This window comes from Sulfitobacter sp. R18_1 (genome assembly GCF_017743915.1).
Lineage (GTDB): Bacteria > Pseudomonadota > Alphaproteobacteria > Rhodobacterales > Rhodobacteraceae > Sulfitobacter > Sulfitobacter faviae.
In genome coordinates, this window is the sequence record NZ_JAGHRG010000001.1 from 78,243 (window position 1) to 93,275 (window position 15,033).

Sequence of the window (15,033 nt, forward strand, 5' to 3'; positions counted from 1 at the left end):
GCCATAGACTCGAACTTCCTGAAGGAGTTCAAGATAACGCGATCCCGAGCCAGTTTAATCCGGGCGGGTCGCAACCCTATTAGGAAGAGAACTAGGAAAACAGAAAATCCGGTGAAGAATAGTAATAGCAGGAAATCCATAAATTCAATTCTTAACAGACCTCTTTTACCATATGCCTATTGCAAAGATATTTCAAGTTGTCGATCAAGCCGCAGCTGCTTCCGACGCATCATCGCGGGAACCATTCAATGCGCGCCAGAGCTTCGAAAAATATGATTTCTTCTCGGCATCATGGGACATCTTAGCTTCTGAGGTGAAGACACAGTGAGGTCGTTTGTTAACGATCATTTGCGCGCCCATTTCAGAAGCCCTCTCACCAATCATGATGCTGAGGTCATGACCAAGTACTTGAACGCCACAGCCAGAGACAATCGAGCAGAGATCGCGCTTGTTTGCGACCCGGACGTTTGGGGTCAGCTCAAATACAAATCTGACGCCCTGCTGCTTACCTAGTGCAAGCATCAAAGAAAGGGACGTGTTGTCCACTGTGAAGGCCGTCAGAGGGCAGATCACCAGGATCCGGCGGCCGGGAATATTCTCGGCCTGCCTCATGTAACGATAGAGCGCCTTTACCGGGTTCTCGCCTTTTGGCGCCGGGATCGCATCTGTGATGCCTAGGGCGGCTCTCACTTCATGCTGATCAGCTTCCGTAAGCTCTTTCTTCTTTCTGAGATCGATCTTTGTTACGACGCCGCCTGCTTGGCATCGCAGAGCGCTGTTCCAATCATGCCAGAGGGCAGCGGAAACCGCCCCTTTAACCAGTCGGCTTGCTTCATCGAAGGAATTGGCTGCTACCAGGATATGGTCGTCGCCTACAAAGCGCGACCGAAGCCCCTGAAGGTGATACTGCTTAGCTCGTTGCCCCATCTCATCATCCTCATGTTATGCAGCGCATTAGTACATGCGACAGCTTTCCACAGGGTTAAACAGAAGTGTTTTTGTGCCCTACTACAGATGAGGTGAACACAGACTTGCGAGTATCTAGTCCGCCGCCCTGTCTGGCTTCAACCGGCCTCAGTGCGCAATGTCGAAAGGACCTCAGCGCGATAGATCCAAAGCAGGATCGCATTCGTGACAAATAAGACCCCTGTGACCTTACCGGACAAGAGCGCCAGGTGAGCAGATTCAGCACTTGAGTTCAGCAACCAGCTCACGCTGTGGTAGATCCCGCACCAAGCCGCCATTCCCATTGAGAATAGAGATACGATAAGGCAGATTGCCTGGACCAGTTCAGTTTTCTCGGACTTAGAGGGCAATGAGGGTGCGTTGAAGCGAAACATGCAGAATCCTTAAGTTTGGTTTATGGCGCCTTTTACCGAAGAACCATGAATAGATGCAAGCAGTAATCTGATATTTCATGGGCGCAGAATCGCTCGCCTTGCTTGATCATCAATAGGGTCTTGCTATCCAGTATTTTCGCCAACGAAGAAGGATGGTTCGTTGGCGTGGTACACACCGTTAGCAAACTGTAAATATTTACAGTTTGCTAAGTTATGCCGTTCAGGTAGCCTGCCCGCACGCAGCAATTTCGTTGCATCGAGTGCAGATTTTAGAAGACGTTTTTGAGGTGAGAAGATGCCGATTATTACGCGTAAGGCTATCCAACGTCAGGATTTAAGAGCTAACCCTGATCGCATCTATCTGTTTCCCGACAATGCAGTCCGGAAAGGCTTCTATGGTTATGCAAAGCAGATGCGTGGCGCCAAGAACGCGCTGGGGGTTGCTATCAAGCTAGGACCTGGAAGGGCAGCAGGAGCCCTTTTTAGCGATGCCGAGTATGGTCACAACGTTGCCATCATCGAGAACGACTTCGCGCCTATTATGCAGGCCTTAGAAGAAGGGAAGATCGTCATCATTCCTGAAGGTGGACTGCTGCCCGACCGAGAGCATCTTCAGGCATCTGCCCCGAGAACTATCGCGTTCTTAGAGCAAAAAATCGAGAGCATGATGAACTACGGAAAGGCAATGGCCTAGTTTACCTTTTGGCCATCGCGCGCCGGTCACTTGGTAAAGTAGGGATTGTTTCCTGAGCTCAAAATACTCAAGCGGAGTTCATCTGCGCTCCGGCTGACCTTGACCGACATATTCATGCCAGTCCAGATCATTCCCGAGCTAAGTGCAAAATAGCAGGCGGACATGATTGAATCTGTGATTGTGAAGTCGTCGAGCATGTACCTGGCAGGGGTGCTGATCAACAGGGTGGAACCTAAGAGAAGAGCCATTTTCGGGCTGAACTTGCATTCATGGTCGACGAAAAGTGTAACGATTGATGAAATGATCATCAGCGCGGCGTAGATCACGCCAACCAGTGAGAAGGAGTATTCCACAATAAACGCGGAAAATCCGTACTCTGGATGAGGAAAGAGGAGCTTTGTGATTGCGGCAAAATTGGTCATAATGCCTGCGAGCGAAGCAATAATGACCATCGCCTGCAAGCCAGAAATCGGTTCAATAAATCGCTTCAGCATAATCATATTTCCTGCGTAAGGGTTACTTGTCGACAATTGATGCGCGGATACCATCGCTGTCGTGCTTGATCGAGAGCTTCTTTTTGACCCCCACTCCAAGCATGGCGACACTCAGCCATGTGTAACCGGCAGCCAAGATGAGCGACACGAATGTGATATCGTCTGCAAAAAAGCAAATCCACGTGGTGATAAGGAGAGTGCCTCCAAGTACACGGAATAAGTTCGCGTTGACAGACCGCTCGTATCCGTATGCCGGAGTTAGAATAGCCGCAATAATAAGAACTGGGAAGCTCGCCATGCTGAGAGACTTGAAAGCAAACGCGAAATACACGATTGTCTTTTCATTTACCGAGCTAACCATATCGACAGCTTCAGAAAAATCAGCCGTTCCCATCAAAAAGAATGTCGAAAGGCCGCTGAGCTGGGACATGATCGCACCAAATGCTGCGATACAAAACATCAACTGAACGCCTGACATGAATTTTGCGATCCGCTTAAACATAATAGCTATCCATCCAATTAAGTTACAGATACCCTACGGAAGACACCAAGCATTGTCAACATTAGGATCAAACTATTCATAGATTGCTGATCTATTTCTGCGATGTTTTCCCGACGCGCTTTTGGATTTCCTCTAGAGGCAGGATTTCTCTAGACTTCTCGATCTGCTTTTTCCTTTGATGCCGCAGCCAGTTGGCAGGAAACAGAATTGCTTTCTCGGAGGCCTCCAATTTTGGCGCGATCCAAGCTGTCAAAAAGGCTAGCACGAAGAACGGGAACGCCACGATGATCGAGGGGATCGCAAGAGCGATATAGGTGATGCGTAATGCAATAGCCCATCCGACGCTTTGACGGATCTCAGGGCATTTCCACCAGACGCGAGCCTCTCTGTATAAGATAGGCGCCTTCATTGAGCACCCCTATCGGCGCGCAGTGAAACTAATGCGTCCGCATGGCTACGAGGAAGCTTTCCAGATGCATCATATTCCAGCAACGCCATGGCATAGCTGTCGGCATGCTGATCCGGACGCTCGTCTGCCATCTTTTTCAATCGATCAAGCCGTTCTCTAGCTGACTCAGACATGCTCATTCTCCTTTTTTTCGTGGTTCTCCACCGCTTCTAAAATCTCTTTGCCGGTATCGTCCAGTGCCCGGACAAAGCGGTCACGTGCGGCCCCTCTCGGTGCGATCAAAAAGGCCAGATGAACAAGACCGTCCGTAATGAACCAACGAAGGTTATGGATCATGATCAGGAACCCTTCTCGCTGTCGACCTGCGCCAAGACAATCTTCTGCGCCTCCGTCTCGTTATGAGCGTTAGCAGACTCCAGCAGGTTCAGGGGTCCATCACACAGGGCTCTCTGGAGTACACACTCGTTACCGCTCAGTAGCGCCCTCAAAGCAGGGGCGCACCCCATCAAAGCGCTGTCGCCGCGAATGAAAACTCCGGGCCAGTCATCACCGATCTGAAGCTTTCCGGTTTCAATGCGTGATGTCATACGTTTTCCCCGCGCGGCTGCATGCGTTCATATTTTCCGTGGCTACTCACATCATCCATATTTGCGGTACGCATGTCTTCAGTGAAGCTCTCGTTCGGCTTATTAATTTTGTAGGCGAAGCGGCCGCCGAAGTACACTAGGTACTCGCCTGTTTGATGGGAGCTCAAGATGACAGTATAGGCGGTTGTCATAGATGCCCCGCCGATACCTCCAAAACCTAAGGCAGTGGACCCCCAAGTTTGGGGAAACATAGCCACAACTTCAACTTCCCACTCTTCATGTCCGCGCGTCACGTCAGCAAATACGTCTTCACCCTGAGATTGCGAAGCGGCCCAGTCCTTCTGTTTATACTTAATTTCGGAAAAGCCGACATGGATGGCATGTCCCATACAGCTAGACAAAATACTTACAGGGTTATCATTCATGATATGACTCTCGATTAAGGCGACACCAAGGTAAACCATAAATACTTTTAAGTAAAGTCTACTTATACTTGATCGATATCGTTTTATTAAACTTGATTAAGCTTATACCAGTAGGTTTTAGCCACAAACTACATATGGCTGAATTTCCGATCCGCTCCCGTATAAAGGCCCGTATCTTTAGTAACCACGCTTTAAAAGCATGGCTTTATTCTGGATTTGACGAGAAATCCAATGCAGAGATCCCGCAGTAATCACCTAACGTTAAGATGGCTTGCCCGTCATGAGATTGCGGGTGGCCTTACGGAAGAAGACTGATCGCCACGGATACCGGGTGACGTGCATCCAAGCCCGAAGGTAGGCCACAAACTTGAACGGGTAGACGCCAAGCAGGAATGGCGCTGGGCTGGTGGATTTCCAACCGCGTTGCACCAAGAGTGCGTATCGTGGGATAAATGGATTTCGTTTCATATTTTTAGCTCGCAAATGGTGTTTCTAGATGGAAGCGTATCTCGATCCTGCGGTTCTCGTTATCTGACACAGGCTCGTCATGCTCGTTTACCGGTCTGCTATCGCCAAACCCGGCGGCATAGACAGGCTGACGGCCTTCAGAGTTCTCCCAACTAGATATGACCGAGTTTTCCTTCAGAAGGCGGACAATGGTTGCCGCACGCAAGGACGAGAGCGCCAGGTTGTCTTTGACGCCACCACGACCCGAGGAAGGAACGTTGTCCGTGTGCCCTTCCACGCTGACAGAGCGGATCTGGCCACTTTGGTCAGCAGAGCATCCAAGACTGCTATAGGAGCCCTCAGGAATGTTCGTATAACAGGTTGCAGTACCTGCCAGGACGCGCCCAAGCACCTTCAGGCGCTCTTCCTGGCGCGCTGAGAGATCATAGGCGCCTGGGGCGAAGGCTAGCTCATCAGAACTGATACGGATCACCCCAGCGCTCTTATTGGCCTCATGAGCGATACCGTAGCGGTTCAAGGCATAGCTGACATCACCCACTATCTGGCTTTGCTTAAGCACAATCTCGGAAAGGTGCTGGCCCACACTACGATGCTCAATCTGGTTGCCCGAAAAATTGATTACATATGCCACCAAACCGATGATGAACACAAAGAGTGCGCCGCTCATCAGGTCCGTTTGCGAGGACATAATGGAGCTATCATCAATCTCACGCATCCTCGAACTCCCGATCTTTGGTGCGATCAGCGGCGGCAGGAATAGCCTTCTCAAGGTGATCGGACATTCCACTGATCCCACGCCGGATGTTTTGTAGTTCAACTTCAAGCGGTGAAGTCATGCTAACCATTGTATGCCGGGTATGGCTGTCCTCTTTCGCAAGCTTATTGCCAAGCTCTTCGAGGTGATCATTAAGGTCGCCAAATCGGGTGTTCACCGACGACACCACCATCATCGGGTCAGATACCACGTGAACCATCTCAGAAATGGCGTCCTGAAAGACTGTGATTGTGTTCTTCAACCGCTGTTGCTGTCGCCCAAGGATCCAGTTCAGGATGGTCCCCATACCAAGACCGAAGAGAGAGGTCACAAAGGCGAGCCCTGCCCCATCCAGAAGATCAGTCAATGCAGCTCTAGCGATACGTACATTAGGGCTAGCCAATCCGCTTGCTGCTTCGTTCACGCCAATAGCCAGACCCAAGAAGGTACCCAACACGCCGATAGAGATCAGGAAGGTAGAGCGGCGGCCGATACGGATAGGAATGCTGTCCCGCTCAATGTTCTCGGCACCAAAGAAATCAGCGAGGAAGGAACGCGGCATACTGAGAACGCCGGACCCGCGATAGGTAATGATGTTGGATCGGAAGGCGACCCAATGACGCTTCATTTTATGTCGAGAGAAGGACTCCTCCCACGCATCTTTGATCTCGTCCGTCATTGCTACGCGCTCAAGCTCATCAGGCTTAAGGCCCGCACTCTCGATCATCTCTTTGGTCAGCTTTTTAAAGCGGCTAGTCACCGAACCGTAGGCATGAAAAATCTGAAAGATCGACAGGACGAACCACAAGGTCATGAATGACAGGAAGCCAACCAATACAGGGTCACCCATAAACATCTGCATTGTGCGCTCTGTCTCGCTGATAACGAGAACGTCCACATCTTCCATTCGAAATCGCCTTAATCAATTTATATACCAGACAACATTAGGCTTTAGTTTTACGGAGATCAAGGCGATTTATTCATGTACTACTCCAATATGTACATGTATGATGACTATCAAATAAAGAGAGAGATCGATATGAGCGCCCATCAGACCTGGTCCGTAAAAACGGTTGAAGGAAAACTTGAGATCCACATTGGCGATCATTGCGCCATTTCAGCCTTCCGAGATCGTAACGACGGCCTTCCCATGATCGCCGCTCGTGCCGACCTCCTCGAAGATGTTTGTAAGGTCGTAAATTCTCTGGGAAAGGATGACTGGTCTGAAGGTATGGACCCCGATACGGCAGGTGCCGTAAAAGAGGCGCGCAGCAAGCTCGCATCAGGGGAATGGGAGCTCTGGACCTCTTGCAGCTACCTGCGAATTGTCGCAACTGATGTACTTCAGACAACTGGAATGGGCCTCGAAGCCGTCGCCGATGGCAAGGGCGCCCGCCTCATGGCAGACAGAGACGAACTCGAAGCTCTGTGCACCATTATGAACAATGTGAAGCTAGAGCCCCAGCCTCACGTGGGATATGCTCCCTAACAAATATTCAATCTTTGATTTATTCATGTTGACTGTTGTTTTATCATGAGTATGTACACGCTTAGTGAATGACTAAGGCAAGCATACCATGAGAAATCCTAGAAACTACCAGTGGGAAGAGCAGATCGCCCCTGCCCCGTCTAAAGATGCTGAGATCTTGCGCGAGTTGCGGCTTGCGCGACAAGCTGGACAGGTGAGCCTTGGCTATCAGGTTTCGAATAAAGGGGCGAGCAAGCCCAAAGGACTAGGACCGATGGCGCGTGTGCTCACTAAGCTTGCCGTAGCCGGTGTGGCAGTAGCGGCCGCCACTACCGCAGTGGCCATCACCACTGATGTGGATACGGGTGCCTTTACATCCGAGGTCGTCGCTCAAGTAACAGAGTTCACAGAGAACGTTTTTGGCCCGAAGTAAGATATTTCCTATCTATTTTCGAGATCGACCTCACTTGAAGGAAACCTCTAACCCACCGGGTAAATTGGTGGATTTCATAGATCAGCGCAACATGATGTTTATAAGCCTTGGAGAATAATATGAAAAAGCCAACAATACTCGATTCATTGAAACGTATAGTCGGAATTAGTGATCCCTATCAGGACATGACAATTTCAGCCCCAGAGGGGAAGGCATCCGCTAGACTGAAAGAAAAAATAGATATCTCCGCTCCAGAGGGAAAAGTTGCTGCTAGACTGAAGGAAGAAACCGCTCAAAAATCAAATAAACAGCGGGTTAATGTAACTGGCGCCATGCAAAGCTTGGAAAGCAGAAATTACATGATTTCAAAGCTTGCTGAGCAGAAGAGCTTAGCCGCAGAGTTGGGTGTCGAAGGTAAACTGAAAGAACCAGATGTTCTAGAAGGCACTAGCCTTAGTATTAACAAACCCCTCCGTGCCACTGAAGCGAAATTTAACAACAGAAGCTTCACTTTGGAGCTTAAAACGGGACAAGTTGATACTATAAAGGTCAAACATCAAGGAACCTTGATATTCAATGAAGATAGCTTCTTCGTCGATGACGAATATGACACTATCGAACCGTTCCATGAAACCGACCATCTAAACCTCTCGAAAGATGATCGAGCGAACCTTCTTACTAAGGTTGTGACCCCACTTATCGAAGGCCTTAGCTGCGACAATAGAAACTTGCTCGCGGCTGTAAGACACAACGACACAATAATCTCTGAGGTCAGAGCAAATATCGCTGAAGAAAATCTGGTTGAATTTGACCCCTCCTTCAATGAGGTCGCGAATGCGGAGGTATCGTTGGAAGAGTTTTGCCTGAAGGTTGATGCGCTAGTCGATAACATAGAAAAGCTCAAAACGATGACACCTGAGGGAACCGGACAAAGCTTCGTCTACGAAATGGAAGATGGAACCGTTGAGCATTCTGTCCCAGGTAAACCAATATCGGTAGAATCTCGCAATACTGAAGCTGGTCGCCAGACCGCCCTAATGCTAGGGAATATCGAAACCGTGGTATACGGACACCGCATGGTCACGGAAGCAGGTGTGGATGAGGATGACTATGTTATTCTCTCCAAGTACACCCATGAAAGTGGCAGTGAGGACTATGGAAAGATACTGGCCACCGTAGTGAAGAAGGCGGAAGTCGCTATAGAAGAGAAGCGCATAGAGCTGGAAGCTTACCTCTCTTCGGCAATCCGTGCAGCTACTGCTGAGCTATCAACACCCGCGCAGCCAACGCCTTGATAGCACCTCAGACAGATAACAGAGGTCTTTAACTCTCCTTTGGTTGTTTGAATTTCTGGTTCACGGTAAGTTCCTGTAATCTACAGAGGAATTTATGATGAATTTTTTTAGAACTTTAGCGAAGATCACGGATCTAGAAGGTGCGAAGTGGTCCTATCTCACCGGCGTGGAAAAAGCTGTCGTTGTACTTGCCGTTGGTGTGTTTGCCACGACAGTATCGGCTGCTACGATTGACACGGTTGAGAACACTAAGGGCGGCATGGAGCTGCGCGACAAATCATTGGTAGCTCTCTCCAGCAACTTGGAGACGGATCACTTTAGCGAGGCCCCGATCAAGGATCTCAGATATCCCGCCTCCGAAAAAGTAATTAGCAATTCAGGTAGGTCCCTGTATTTGGCTCGGGTGTCTAAGCTGCCCTCACATGTTCTTAAGGACGGCTTTGGCCGAGATCTTCTGGATATCGATGGCATCGTACACTTTACTGAAAAGCGAACTCACGAACTGTTCGTGGCATGCATGTCTGATGGAGATCGGGTGAAGCCATATTTTGCGAATATTCAGCTAGAGAAAGTCTTTGCAGGTGAAGTTATCTCGGATGAACTGATTGATATCGATATTGCCACGAAGGGCGGCCAATCCATGCAAGGCATGTGTGAGCGCGTTGTAAAGGCAGCCTGAGTGCCATCGTCACTGATCGGCCCGTGAACACGCCAAAATAGTTTGCAAAAGGCGCTCTGGAAAATAACCTAGGGCGCCTTTTTAGTTGGTCTTATTTTGCTGTCCGTACCTTCTTCTCGAGTTCGCGCAACTTTGCCACGGCATCCTGTGCAGACTTCAATTCATCGAGCGCGGTTTGCAGCTGCTCAGCAATCTCATTGTACTCAACATGGTTCAGGCGCTCGAGTTGGGCAGCTACAGTCTCACTGCGAGCAATGGCGTCATCCACTCGGCTCGAAACGAACAGAAGTGGCCTGAAAAAGCTAGGTCGTGGCATTCTAGGAACCTCAATGTTTGCCTAGACCTTATCGCAAATAGACGGATAATTCCAAGTGCTTACATTCCTGGAACACGTCGCTGAGCACGACCGATGATCTCTGAGTGATCTAGACCAGCCTCTCTCTCGGCCGCCAAGATCATTTGGGCAGTTACCCTGACATCTACAGCCGGATCATGGTGACCAGTAAGGTCCAGATCAAGGAAATCTGCCATGCGCTTCAATCCGTACCCCGGTTGTCCGGGCCAGGCGTGCTTTGCCAAGGTCTGGCTGTTCTTCCAGCTCCACGGAGGCGACGTAACTTCATATTTTTCGCAAGCAGCCGACATAGCTTTGAAATCATCTGGACCATGACCGTAGACAGTGCAGCCGTAAAGACGCGGCCCAACAACTTCCAGAAATTGAGGAAACAGCGCCTGCCCTTTTAGGTCTTCATCTGTCAGGCCCAGCATCTTGGCGTTGAAGGCATCCAGGGGCTCCTCGGGATTAAGCAAAGACGACGAGGTTTGGATCTCGTCACCATTTACATAAGCGATGCCGACCCAGCAAATGCTTGCCGGGTTGCCGTTCGCTTTCTCAATGTCGATAACTGCAAATCTTGGGCTCATTGGATTTCCTTACGGGGATGGAGCTGCGGCAGGCTCTTCATACCATTCAGGCAGCTCATCAGTGGCGACCAAGCCAAATTCAGCGGGCTCATCAGGGGCTCCATTGGCGTGAACAACACTGTCCTCAAGGTCTTCTATGTCTTCCCAGGTTAGTTTATGCCATGCACGTTCATAGAGGGCATGCGCACGAATGATTTCCCCCTCCTCCCTATCGTAGACAAAGCGGGTTGGCATCAGCCTGTCACCATCATCCGTACCAATGAAGTGCTCCCAAGCCTCGCTGCCATCCATGTCCGGGTCTGCGATTAGGTATCTTTTGTCTGTCATCTGGAAAGTCTCCTGTTTCTCTCTCAACGAAATACGGCGGCTGGTTGCAAGTGTCCCGGCCGCCGTATTCATGTCTCATATCGCCCATAGTCGAGCGAAAATATGATCGCTTACATTGTCATGGTTGCTGCCTCAGGAAGATCCCGCTCTTCGCCCTTGTAGGCAAGCGTATCCATCCCGCAGGCTTCCTCACCTACGTCGGTGCGCACGCACTTATACACGGGCTGGTAGAGCGAACCACCGCGATTGGCATTCATATATTCCACCTCGATCAGGTCACCTGGTTTAGGGATATCTGCATTCGATGGGATCGTGACATTGCCCACATCAGTCCAGGCTCCGTCTGCATTCATCATCTCGAGGGAAACGCTGCGTTTCGTACCGTTTCCCCCCTTCACGCGAGCCGTGCAGCTCGCGATGAACTTGTACTTGCGGGCCTGACCGCCTGAGCTGGGACGACCCGGCTCGTAAACGCTGTCGGCATGACGCGCCACAAACCCTTCACCGCCAGACTTGAAGATCTCGTTGTGACGTTTTTCAAAGAACTCGGAAGCTGGCAGTGGAACCTCCACACGAAGTGCTTTCATATTTTGTCCTGCGGCGTAGTCGCGGAGGCCCTCTAAGATATCTGATCGCTCCGCAAAAGTGGCACTCTCGTCCATTTGGGGGTACTTGATAACATCGAAGATCACGATGTGATCGCCCATGTCCTCGCCATCAAGAATGACCTCTTCGCCGTCGCCAATGTCGAGAGCGAATTTTGCGATGTCATCAGCAATCTTCTTGTTAACGCCAACCTCCAGACCATTCCGGTTTGCGAACTGGATGCCCTCAGGTCCGATCACTACCCCGCGTCTCTCGCCATCATATTTTTCTCCGATCAGCCAATCGTCTCCGAAACCACGTGCTTCATTAGCTTCGACTGTGTTCAATAGCTGTGGCCTGAATGCTGTCTTGCGGCCTGCATTTTCAGCCGAGGAGAAAACTTCACCGGAAATCTCTGTCGTATAGCCTTTTCGATCTCTCTTCTCTTTCAGGGCTTTGTTGTAGGCCTTCAGTGCTTCTTCGTATGGAACAGGCCCCTTGGTCTTCTCGCCCTCCCTCAGGGCCTTACCCCGTCTACCATGCTGAGTGAAAACACGGTATCCATCCCCATCTCGCTTTAGCTGCATGCTGTATTGCTTGTCAGACGATCCCTCAGTCAGAAATAGATCGATGCTCAGTTCTTCGCTCATGACGTTCTCCTTTTGTTCTCTTTATAGATAAGCCTAATTTCGAAAGCTGCGCAATAAGTTTTAGCTAACCTCGAAGCAAATATTTAAACATCTTCATGATAAGGTTGGGCATCAATAAACTGGATTTGATTATGGATCATTATAATAAACTCACCCCGGCTGAAGCCGAACGCCTTGCAATGCTTTCTGAAGAAGCAGGTGAAATTGTACAAGCGGTATCAAAGATACTTCGTCATGGATACGCCAACTATCATCCTGACGATCCGACTACCGACAACCGGGATCTCTTGTCCGCCGAAATCACAGATATGATGGCTGTTCTAAGCATCATGGAAAACAATAACGACCTCACCACTGACTTTGATCTGGACTTTGATGACAGCAATGAAAGCATCAAAAAAGCTATTGCAAAGAAGATGCGGTATGCTCGCCACCAGAACGATGAAACCATCAAGGCTGGTGACGCAATAGAGTACAAATAAGCTATCGACGCTATACCTGAGATATCAATAGTTGAAATCTCGTAAATTTCTACAAGTTAACTAAGATACTAGGAAAGATATCTAATGACTTGCAGAACAGCGATCATTCATAGCGCTTCGGTCCTTCCGCACGGAAAGAACTTCACAATGCGACTGATCCTGCCCGGAGATATCTCGGGCGGGCCCTCCTCCGGGATCCATAATGGAGATCCTGTGGTGGAATTTTATGATGCAGACATGAAGGGAAGCTGTGTCGACGGAGAATGCTACGGAAGATTTGTAGCAGACTACTATATGACAACGCTAGAGAGCGCCTTTGAGAGGTCAGAGACAATGTCCCTTCATGATGCTGCCGGTGTATGGACCCTGGATGCAAACGCGACAGAAGATGCCTTCAAAACACTCGCGGATTGGAAGCTTGATTTGATTGAGTTCGATCCGGAACCCGCTGAAATGGGGATGTCTTTCTAGGTAATTAATTCAGCCTTCGTTTGTCAATTTGCAAAGCGGTGCATATCTAATATGCATTGGAGGAATTCCTTATGCAAAACGAATTTGTCGAAGACGCACCATTTATTCATATCGAAGGCGATGACCTGAAAGAGAGTGACCTTTCATCTGGCACATATCGGAAGCCGGTAACGAACATCGTGCTAGCGAGAATCCCAAAGAAGGTTTGGAATTACTTTGATGACGCTGCGGTTTCCGTAATTAAATCCTACAGGGCAGCTGATAAGAAAGTAGAACAGATCTTCGATGGCGAGATTGCCGGGGGACCGCTTGGTCGTATGATGTCCGCCTTGGGTCGCGACGTTGAAGTCAACAAACAACCTGGCATGGGTCGCTAAACCTCTTGGGGATCGATCTCCATATATCTACAGGATATTACGAGATCCACATGGTGCCTGGCGTAGCGGCTGCGCTATATGTTGCGTATTTCATACTACCTTACAAATAATAAATGAAACACAAAATTTAAGTGAGGCTTAATCATGTCTGCTCCAGAAAATAATAGATCAGCAAGGGAAATTACGAAGGATTTTCGAACGCATAGAAAAATGCAGGCTACTCAAGAAAAGTTTCTGGAGGATAACATGGAACGGTATAGAAAAGCGTCCTCTACTCTTAATTCTTCAACACCCGAAGCAGCTCATGCTCTAAATCTCCAAGAGATTGTTGACCATGAAGCGGTTCTGGTTATGGAAACTATTGATAGAATGGAGCAGCATAGACAGCAAAAGGTCAACTCTTTTGAAGAAGGCATGCACCTAGAGGCTGTAAGCGACGTCAATAAAAACCAGCACAAGAGATCCCGTGATAGATCAGCCCTAGACGATAACAGATCACTACTTAGAGATCACAATGGGGTCATTGTGCGGTCAAAGAAACAGAGTAATTTCTATGAGGACCAGAGTTTAATCGTAGCAAGATTGAGGAGCAAAATCGATGAATTGCTTAAAGACCAACCTCTAGGCTCAGACACTCATAGTCGCTTGATGGAAAGGAGGCAATATTTTGAGAATACTAGGAAATATTGCCATGAGCAAGTGGACCACCATACTGGCGTCAAAAATGAAGCAAAAAAATGGTCCGAAGAAGTAAAGAAAGAGATCTCCCATCTAAAGTCTGATGGATCGGTACGTGCCATGCTCAGTAAGTTCTTCGAAAACGTAAAAGAAACTTTCGAATCCGGTATCAGTGGAAAAGCCCGCCCTACCGTAATACTCTCTGGTGGTCGCCTAGGATTTGAAGTGGATCCGCATGAACCTGATGCGCCTCAGGGCCACGGGAATAACCGTTCACCGAAATAATATCTTAAGCGCTCCTGTGGTATTACCATTTCAGACATACGCGATTTTTCCACAGGAAACCCACGATGTTTAACAATCAGATGACCCCACAGGAAATTATCAAAGCTTGGCAGAGCCAGGCAAGGTCTGACCTCGAAGCAGCTAGAAGCATGCGCAATCATTGGCAGAGTGAAGTTGAGCGCCTTGAGAGGAAGATCGACAGCCTAGATGGCTCCTGAGGTCGCTTCAGAGCCAAAGAAGGTCCCCAGCACCCAATCAAACAGCTCTTGGTGGTCTGAAAACCCTGGATGAGTATAACGGATAACACCATATAAACAGAATGTTCCCGGCATACTAAACATTGAGCGTTGGGAACATTGCCTACCTGATGAGAATGTCAGCGCCGTGTCGGCACGAAGATCGGCTCCGGTCGCGGGCCGTAGGAATTGAAATCTTCCATAATAGCTTTGATTTCTTCCATCTTCTCTTCAGGAACGTGTTCCCACATCGCCTCGATGGCATCTGCAAGCATCTCACCTTGCTTGCAAGAGAGAGGAGCATCGAGTTCCCGATCTTCGTCGATTTTGCCAACCAGAGGATGCCAAATACGCTCCCGGAGATAAATGCTGATGGAATTCGCCAAAATAAAATACCTCTATACTTAACCAAGCTCTGGATTTGCAGACACCATATTAGATCACAGCCATTAAGTCCATATCAATTATAC

At 49.1% G+C, this 15,033-nt stretch carries 25 protein-coding genes; 10 read left to right on the forward strand and 15 right to left on the reverse strand.

Annotated features, from left to right (window positions below):
- Positions 1–204: 204 nt before the first annotated feature.
- Both J7392_RS00520 and J7392_RS00525 read right to left on the reverse strand, forming a co-directional pair.
- Positions 205–927, reverse strand: a complete 723-nt coding sequence (locus J7392_RS00520; protein ID WP_209215625.1) for a hypothetical protein — start codon at positions 925–927, stop codon at positions 205–207.
- 137 nt (positions 928–1,064) lie between these two features.
- Positions 1,065–1,340 carry a hypothetical protein gene (locus J7392_RS00525; RefSeq protein ID WP_209215626.1) on the reverse strand — a complete coding sequence of 92 codons (276 nt, stop codon included), beginning with the start codon at positions 1,338–1,340 and terminating at the stop codon, positions 1,065–1,067.
- Between the two features lie 295 nt (positions 1,341–1,635).
- Between J7392_RS00525 and J7392_RS00530 the strand changes: the two genes are divergently transcribed.
- Positions 1,636–2,034, forward strand: coding sequence for a hypothetical protein (locus J7392_RS00530; RefSeq protein ID WP_209215627.1), 399 nt, complete (start codon positions 1,636–1,638; stop codon positions 2,032–2,034).
- A gap of 26 nt (positions 2,035–2,060) precedes the next feature.
- Here J7392_RS00530 and J7392_RS00535 read toward each other — a convergent pair whose 3' ends face one another.
- The 8 genes from J7392_RS00535 to J7392_RS00570 all read right to left on the reverse strand — a co-directional run bounded on the left by J7392_RS00535 (position 2,061) and on the right by J7392_RS00570 (position 6,580).
- A complete protein-coding gene (locus J7392_RS00535; protein WP_209215628.1) occupies positions 2,061–2,528 on the reverse strand; it encodes a hypothetical protein in 468 nt (155 codons plus the stop codon).
- Positions 2,529–2,550: 22 nt separating this feature from the next.
- Positions 2,551–3,030, reverse strand: a complete 480-nt coding sequence (locus J7392_RS00540; protein ID WP_209215629.1) for a hypothetical protein — start codon at positions 3,028–3,030, stop codon at positions 2,551–2,553.
- 91 nt (positions 3,031–3,121) lie between these two features.
- Complete coding sequence (locus J7392_RS00545; RefSeq protein WP_209215630.1) at positions 3,122–3,439, reverse strand: hypothetical protein; 318 nt, start codon at positions 3,437–3,439, stop codon at positions 3,122–3,124.
- Positions 3,436–3,612: a hypothetical protein gene (locus tag J7392_RS00550; RefSeq protein ID WP_209215631.1), complete on the reverse strand. Its 177-nt coding sequence runs from the start codon at positions 3,610–3,612 to the stop codon at positions 3,436–3,438. The genes J7392_RS00545 and J7392_RS00550 overlap by 4 nt, the downstream gene beginning before the upstream one ends.
- The gene (locus tag J7392_RS00555) at positions 3,605–3,775 is read right to left on the reverse strand and encodes a hypothetical protein (RefSeq protein ID WP_209215632.1); all 171 of its coding nucleotides are present in this window, start codon (positions 3,773–3,775) and stop codon (positions 3,605–3,607) included. The genes J7392_RS00550 and J7392_RS00555 overlap by 8 nt, the downstream gene beginning before the upstream one ends.
- Before the next feature lie 247 nt (positions 3,776–4,022).
- Positions 4,023–4,451 carry a hypothetical protein gene (locus J7392_RS00560; RefSeq protein WP_209215633.1) on the reverse strand — a complete coding sequence of 143 codons (429 nt, stop codon included), beginning with the start codon at positions 4,449–4,451 and terminating at the stop codon, positions 4,023–4,025.
- Between the two features lie 472 nt (positions 4,452–4,923).
- The gene (locus J7392_RS00565; RefSeq protein ID WP_209215634.1) at positions 4,924–5,634 is read right to left on the reverse strand and encodes an OmpA family protein; all 711 of its coding nucleotides are present in this window, start codon (positions 5,632–5,634) and stop codon (positions 4,924–4,926) included.
- Positions 5,627–6,580 (reverse strand): hypothetical protein, encoded by a 954-nt coding sequence (locus tag J7392_RS00570; RefSeq protein ID WP_209215635.1) that lies wholly within the window; start codon positions 6,578–6,580, stop codon positions 5,627–5,629. Before J7392_RS00570 ends, J7392_RS00565 begins: the two co-directional genes overlap by 8 nt.
- A gap of 75 nt (positions 6,581–6,655) precedes the next feature.
- Here J7392_RS00570 and J7392_RS00575 point away from each other — a divergent pair, with 75 nt between their 5' ends.
- The 4 genes from J7392_RS00575 to J7392_RS00590 all read left to right on the forward strand — a co-directional run bounded on the left by J7392_RS00575 (position 6,656) and on the right by J7392_RS00590 (position 9,548).
- Positions 6,656–7,162 carry a hypothetical protein gene (locus tag J7392_RS00575; protein ID WP_209215636.1) on the forward strand — a complete coding sequence of 169 codons (507 nt, stop codon included), beginning with the start codon at positions 6,656–6,658 and terminating at the stop codon, positions 7,160–7,162.
- Between the two features lie 88 nt (positions 7,163–7,250).
- Positions 7,251–7,574, forward strand: coding sequence for a hypothetical protein (locus J7392_RS00580; protein WP_209215637.1), 324 nt, complete (start codon positions 7,251–7,253; stop codon positions 7,572–7,574).
- Between the two features lie 119 nt (positions 7,575–7,693).
- Positions 7,694–8,869: a hypothetical protein gene (locus tag J7392_RS00585; RefSeq protein ID WP_209215638.1), complete on the forward strand. Its 1,176-nt coding sequence runs from the start codon at positions 7,694–7,696 to the stop codon at positions 8,867–8,869.
- A 94-nt stretch (positions 8,870–8,963) separates the two neighbouring features.
- Positions 8,964–9,548, forward strand: coding sequence for a hypothetical protein (locus tag J7392_RS00590; protein WP_209215639.1), 585 nt, complete (start codon positions 8,964–8,966; stop codon positions 9,546–9,548).
- A 91-nt stretch (positions 9,549–9,639) separates the two neighbouring features.
- On the opposite strand, the gene J7392_RS00595 is transcribed toward J7392_RS00590, so the two are convergent.
- From J7392_RS00595 to J7392_RS00610, 4 genes are all read right to left on the reverse strand, one after another.
- On the reverse strand, positions 9,640–9,864 hold the full coding sequence (locus tag J7392_RS00595; protein ID WP_209215640.1) for a hypothetical protein: 225 nt from the start codon (positions 9,862–9,864) through the stop codon (positions 9,640–9,642).
- Positions 9,865–9,923: 59 nt separating this feature from the next.
- Positions 9,924–10,472, reverse strand: coding sequence for an exonuclease domain-containing protein (locus J7392_RS00600; protein WP_209215641.1), 549 nt, complete (start codon positions 10,470–10,472; stop codon positions 9,924–9,926).
- A 9-nt stretch (positions 10,473–10,481) separates the two neighbouring features.
- Positions 10,482–10,799: a hypothetical protein gene (locus J7392_RS00605; protein ID WP_209215642.1), complete on the reverse strand. Its 318-nt coding sequence runs from the start codon at positions 10,797–10,799 to the stop codon at positions 10,482–10,484.
- Between the two features lie 110 nt (positions 10,800–10,909).
- Positions 10,910–12,034 carry an RNA ligase family protein gene (locus J7392_RS00610; protein WP_209215643.1) on the reverse strand — a complete coding sequence of 375 codons (1,125 nt, stop codon included), beginning with the start codon at positions 12,032–12,034 and terminating at the stop codon, positions 10,910–10,912.
- A 131-nt stretch (positions 12,035–12,165) separates the two neighbouring features.
- Here J7392_RS00610 and J7392_RS00615 point away from each other — a divergent pair, with 131 nt between their 5' ends.
- From J7392_RS00615 to J7392_RS00635, 5 genes are all read left to right on the forward strand, one after another.
- Positions 12,166–12,516, forward strand: coding sequence for a MazG nucleotide pyrophosphohydrolase domain-containing protein (locus tag J7392_RS00615; RefSeq protein WP_209215644.1), 351 nt, complete (start codon positions 12,166–12,168; stop codon positions 12,514–12,516).
- Between the two features lie 147 nt (positions 12,517–12,663).
- On the forward strand, positions 12,664–12,987 hold the full coding sequence (locus J7392_RS00620; protein ID WP_209215645.1) for a hypothetical protein: 324 nt from the start codon (positions 12,664–12,666) through the stop codon (positions 12,985–12,987).
- Between the two features lie 71 nt (positions 12,988–13,058).
- A complete protein-coding gene (locus tag J7392_RS00625) occupies positions 13,059–13,364 on the forward strand; it encodes a hypothetical protein (RefSeq protein ID WP_209215646.1) in 306 nt (101 codons plus the stop codon).
- A 144-nt stretch (positions 13,365–13,508) separates the two neighbouring features.
- Entirely contained in the window at positions 13,509–14,327 is an 819-nt protein-coding gene (locus tag J7392_RS00630; protein ID WP_209215647.1) for a hypothetical protein, read from the forward strand.
- Positions 14,328–14,392: 65 nt separating this feature from the next.
- Positions 14,393–14,545 (forward strand): hypothetical protein, encoded by a 153-nt coding sequence (locus J7392_RS00635; protein ID WP_209215648.1) that lies wholly within the window; start codon positions 14,393–14,395, stop codon positions 14,543–14,545.
- A gap of 158 nt (positions 14,546–14,703) precedes the next feature.
- Here the strand turns inward: J7392_RS00635 and J7392_RS00640 are convergent, their stop codons facing one another.
- Entirely contained in the window at positions 14,704–14,949 is a 246-nt protein-coding gene (locus J7392_RS00640; protein WP_209215649.1) for a hypothetical protein, read from the reverse strand.
- Positions 14,950–15,033: the final 84 nt, after the last annotated feature.

Excerpts from the sequence above, each read along its gene's own strand:
- J7392_RS00525 (WP_209215626.1), bottom strand. The coding sequence starts at position 1,340 with ATGTTTCGCTTCAACGCACCCTCATTGCCCTCTAAGTCCGAGAAAACT.
- J7392_RS00595 (WP_209215640.1), bottom strand. The coding sequence starts at position 9,864 with ATGCCACGACCTAGCTTTTTCAGGCCACTTCTGTTCGTTTCGAGCCGA.
- J7392_RS00570 (WP_209215635.1), bottom strand. The coding sequence starts at position 6,580 with ATGGAAGATGTGGACGTTCTCGTTATCAGCGAGACAGAGCGCACAATG.
- J7392_RS00575 (WP_209215636.1), top strand. The coding sequence starts at position 6,656 with ATGTACTACTCCAATATGTACATGTATGATGACTATCAAATAAAGAGA.
- J7392_RS00630 (WP_209215647.1), top strand. The coding sequence starts at position 13,509 with ATGTCTGCTCCAGAAAATAATAGATCAGCAAGGGAAATTACGAAGGAT.
- J7392_RS00585 (WP_209215638.1), top strand. The coding sequence starts at position 7,694 with ATGAAAAAGCCAACAATACTCGATTCATTGAAACGTATAGTCGGAATT.
- J7392_RS00600 (WP_209215641.1), bottom strand. The coding sequence starts at position 10,472 with ATGAGCCCAAGATTTGCAGTTATCGACATTGAGAAAGCGAACGGCAAC.
- J7392_RS00560 (WP_209215633.1), bottom strand. The coding sequence starts at position 4,451 with ATGAATGATAACCCTGTAAGTATTTTGTCTAGCTGTATGGGACATGCC.
- J7392_RS00610 (WP_209215643.1), bottom strand. The coding sequence starts at position 12,034 with ATGAGCGAAGAACTGAGCATCGATCTATTTCTGACTGAGGGATCGTCT.
- J7392_RS00615 (WP_209215644.1), top strand. The coding sequence starts at position 12,166 with ATGGATCATTATAATAAACTCACCCCGGCTGAAGCCGAACGCCTTGCA.
- J7392_RS00530 (WP_209215627.1), top strand. The coding sequence starts at position 1,636 with ATGCCGATTATTACGCGTAAGGCTATCCAACGTCAGGATTTAAGAGCT.
- J7392_RS00555 (WP_209215632.1), bottom strand. The coding sequence starts at position 3,775 with ATGATCCATAACCTTCGTTGGTTCATTACGGACGGTCTTGTTCATCTG.
- J7392_RS00520 (WP_209215625.1), bottom strand. The coding sequence starts at position 927 with ATGGGGCAACGAGCTAAGCAGTATCACCTTCAGGGGCTTCGGTCGCGC.
- J7392_RS00540 (WP_209215629.1), bottom strand. The coding sequence starts at position 3,030 with ATGTTTAAGCGGATCGCAAAATTCATGTCAGGCGTTCAGTTGATGTTT.
- J7392_RS00620 (WP_209215645.1), top strand. The coding sequence starts at position 12,664 with ATGCGACTGATCCTGCCCGGAGATATCTCGGGCGGGCCCTCCTCCGGG.
- J7392_RS00605 (WP_209215642.1), bottom strand. The coding sequence starts at position 10,799 with ATGACAGACAAAAGATACCTAATCGCAGACCCGGACATGGATGGCAGC.
- J7392_RS00580 (WP_209215637.1), top strand. The coding sequence starts at position 7,251 with ATGAGAAATCCTAGAAACTACCAGTGGGAAGAGCAGATCGCCCCTGCC.
- J7392_RS00590 (WP_209215639.1), top strand. The coding sequence starts at position 8,964 with ATGATGAATTTTTTTAGAACTTTAGCGAAGATCACGGATCTAGAAGGT.
- J7392_RS00535 (WP_209215628.1), bottom strand. The coding sequence starts at position 2,528 with ATGCTGAAGCGATTTATTGAACCGATTTCTGGCTTGCAGGCGATGGTC.
- J7392_RS00625 (WP_209215646.1), top strand. The coding sequence starts at position 13,059 with ATGCAAAACGAATTTGTCGAAGACGCACCATTTATTCATATCGAAGGC.
- J7392_RS00545 (WP_209215630.1), bottom strand. The coding sequence starts at position 3,439 with ATGAAGGCGCCTATCTTATACAGAGAGGCTCGCGTCTGGTGGAAATGC.
- J7392_RS00635 (WP_209215648.1), top strand. The coding sequence starts at position 14,393 with ATGTTTAACAATCAGATGACCCCACAGGAAATTATCAAAGCTTGGCAG.
- J7392_RS00565 (WP_209215634.1), bottom strand. The coding sequence starts at position 5,634 with ATGCGTGAGATTGATGATAGCTCCATTATGTCCTCGCAAACGGACCTG.
- J7392_RS00550 (WP_209215631.1), bottom strand. The coding sequence starts at position 3,612 with ATGTCTGAGTCAGCTAGAGAACGGCTTGATCGATTGAAAAAGATGGCA.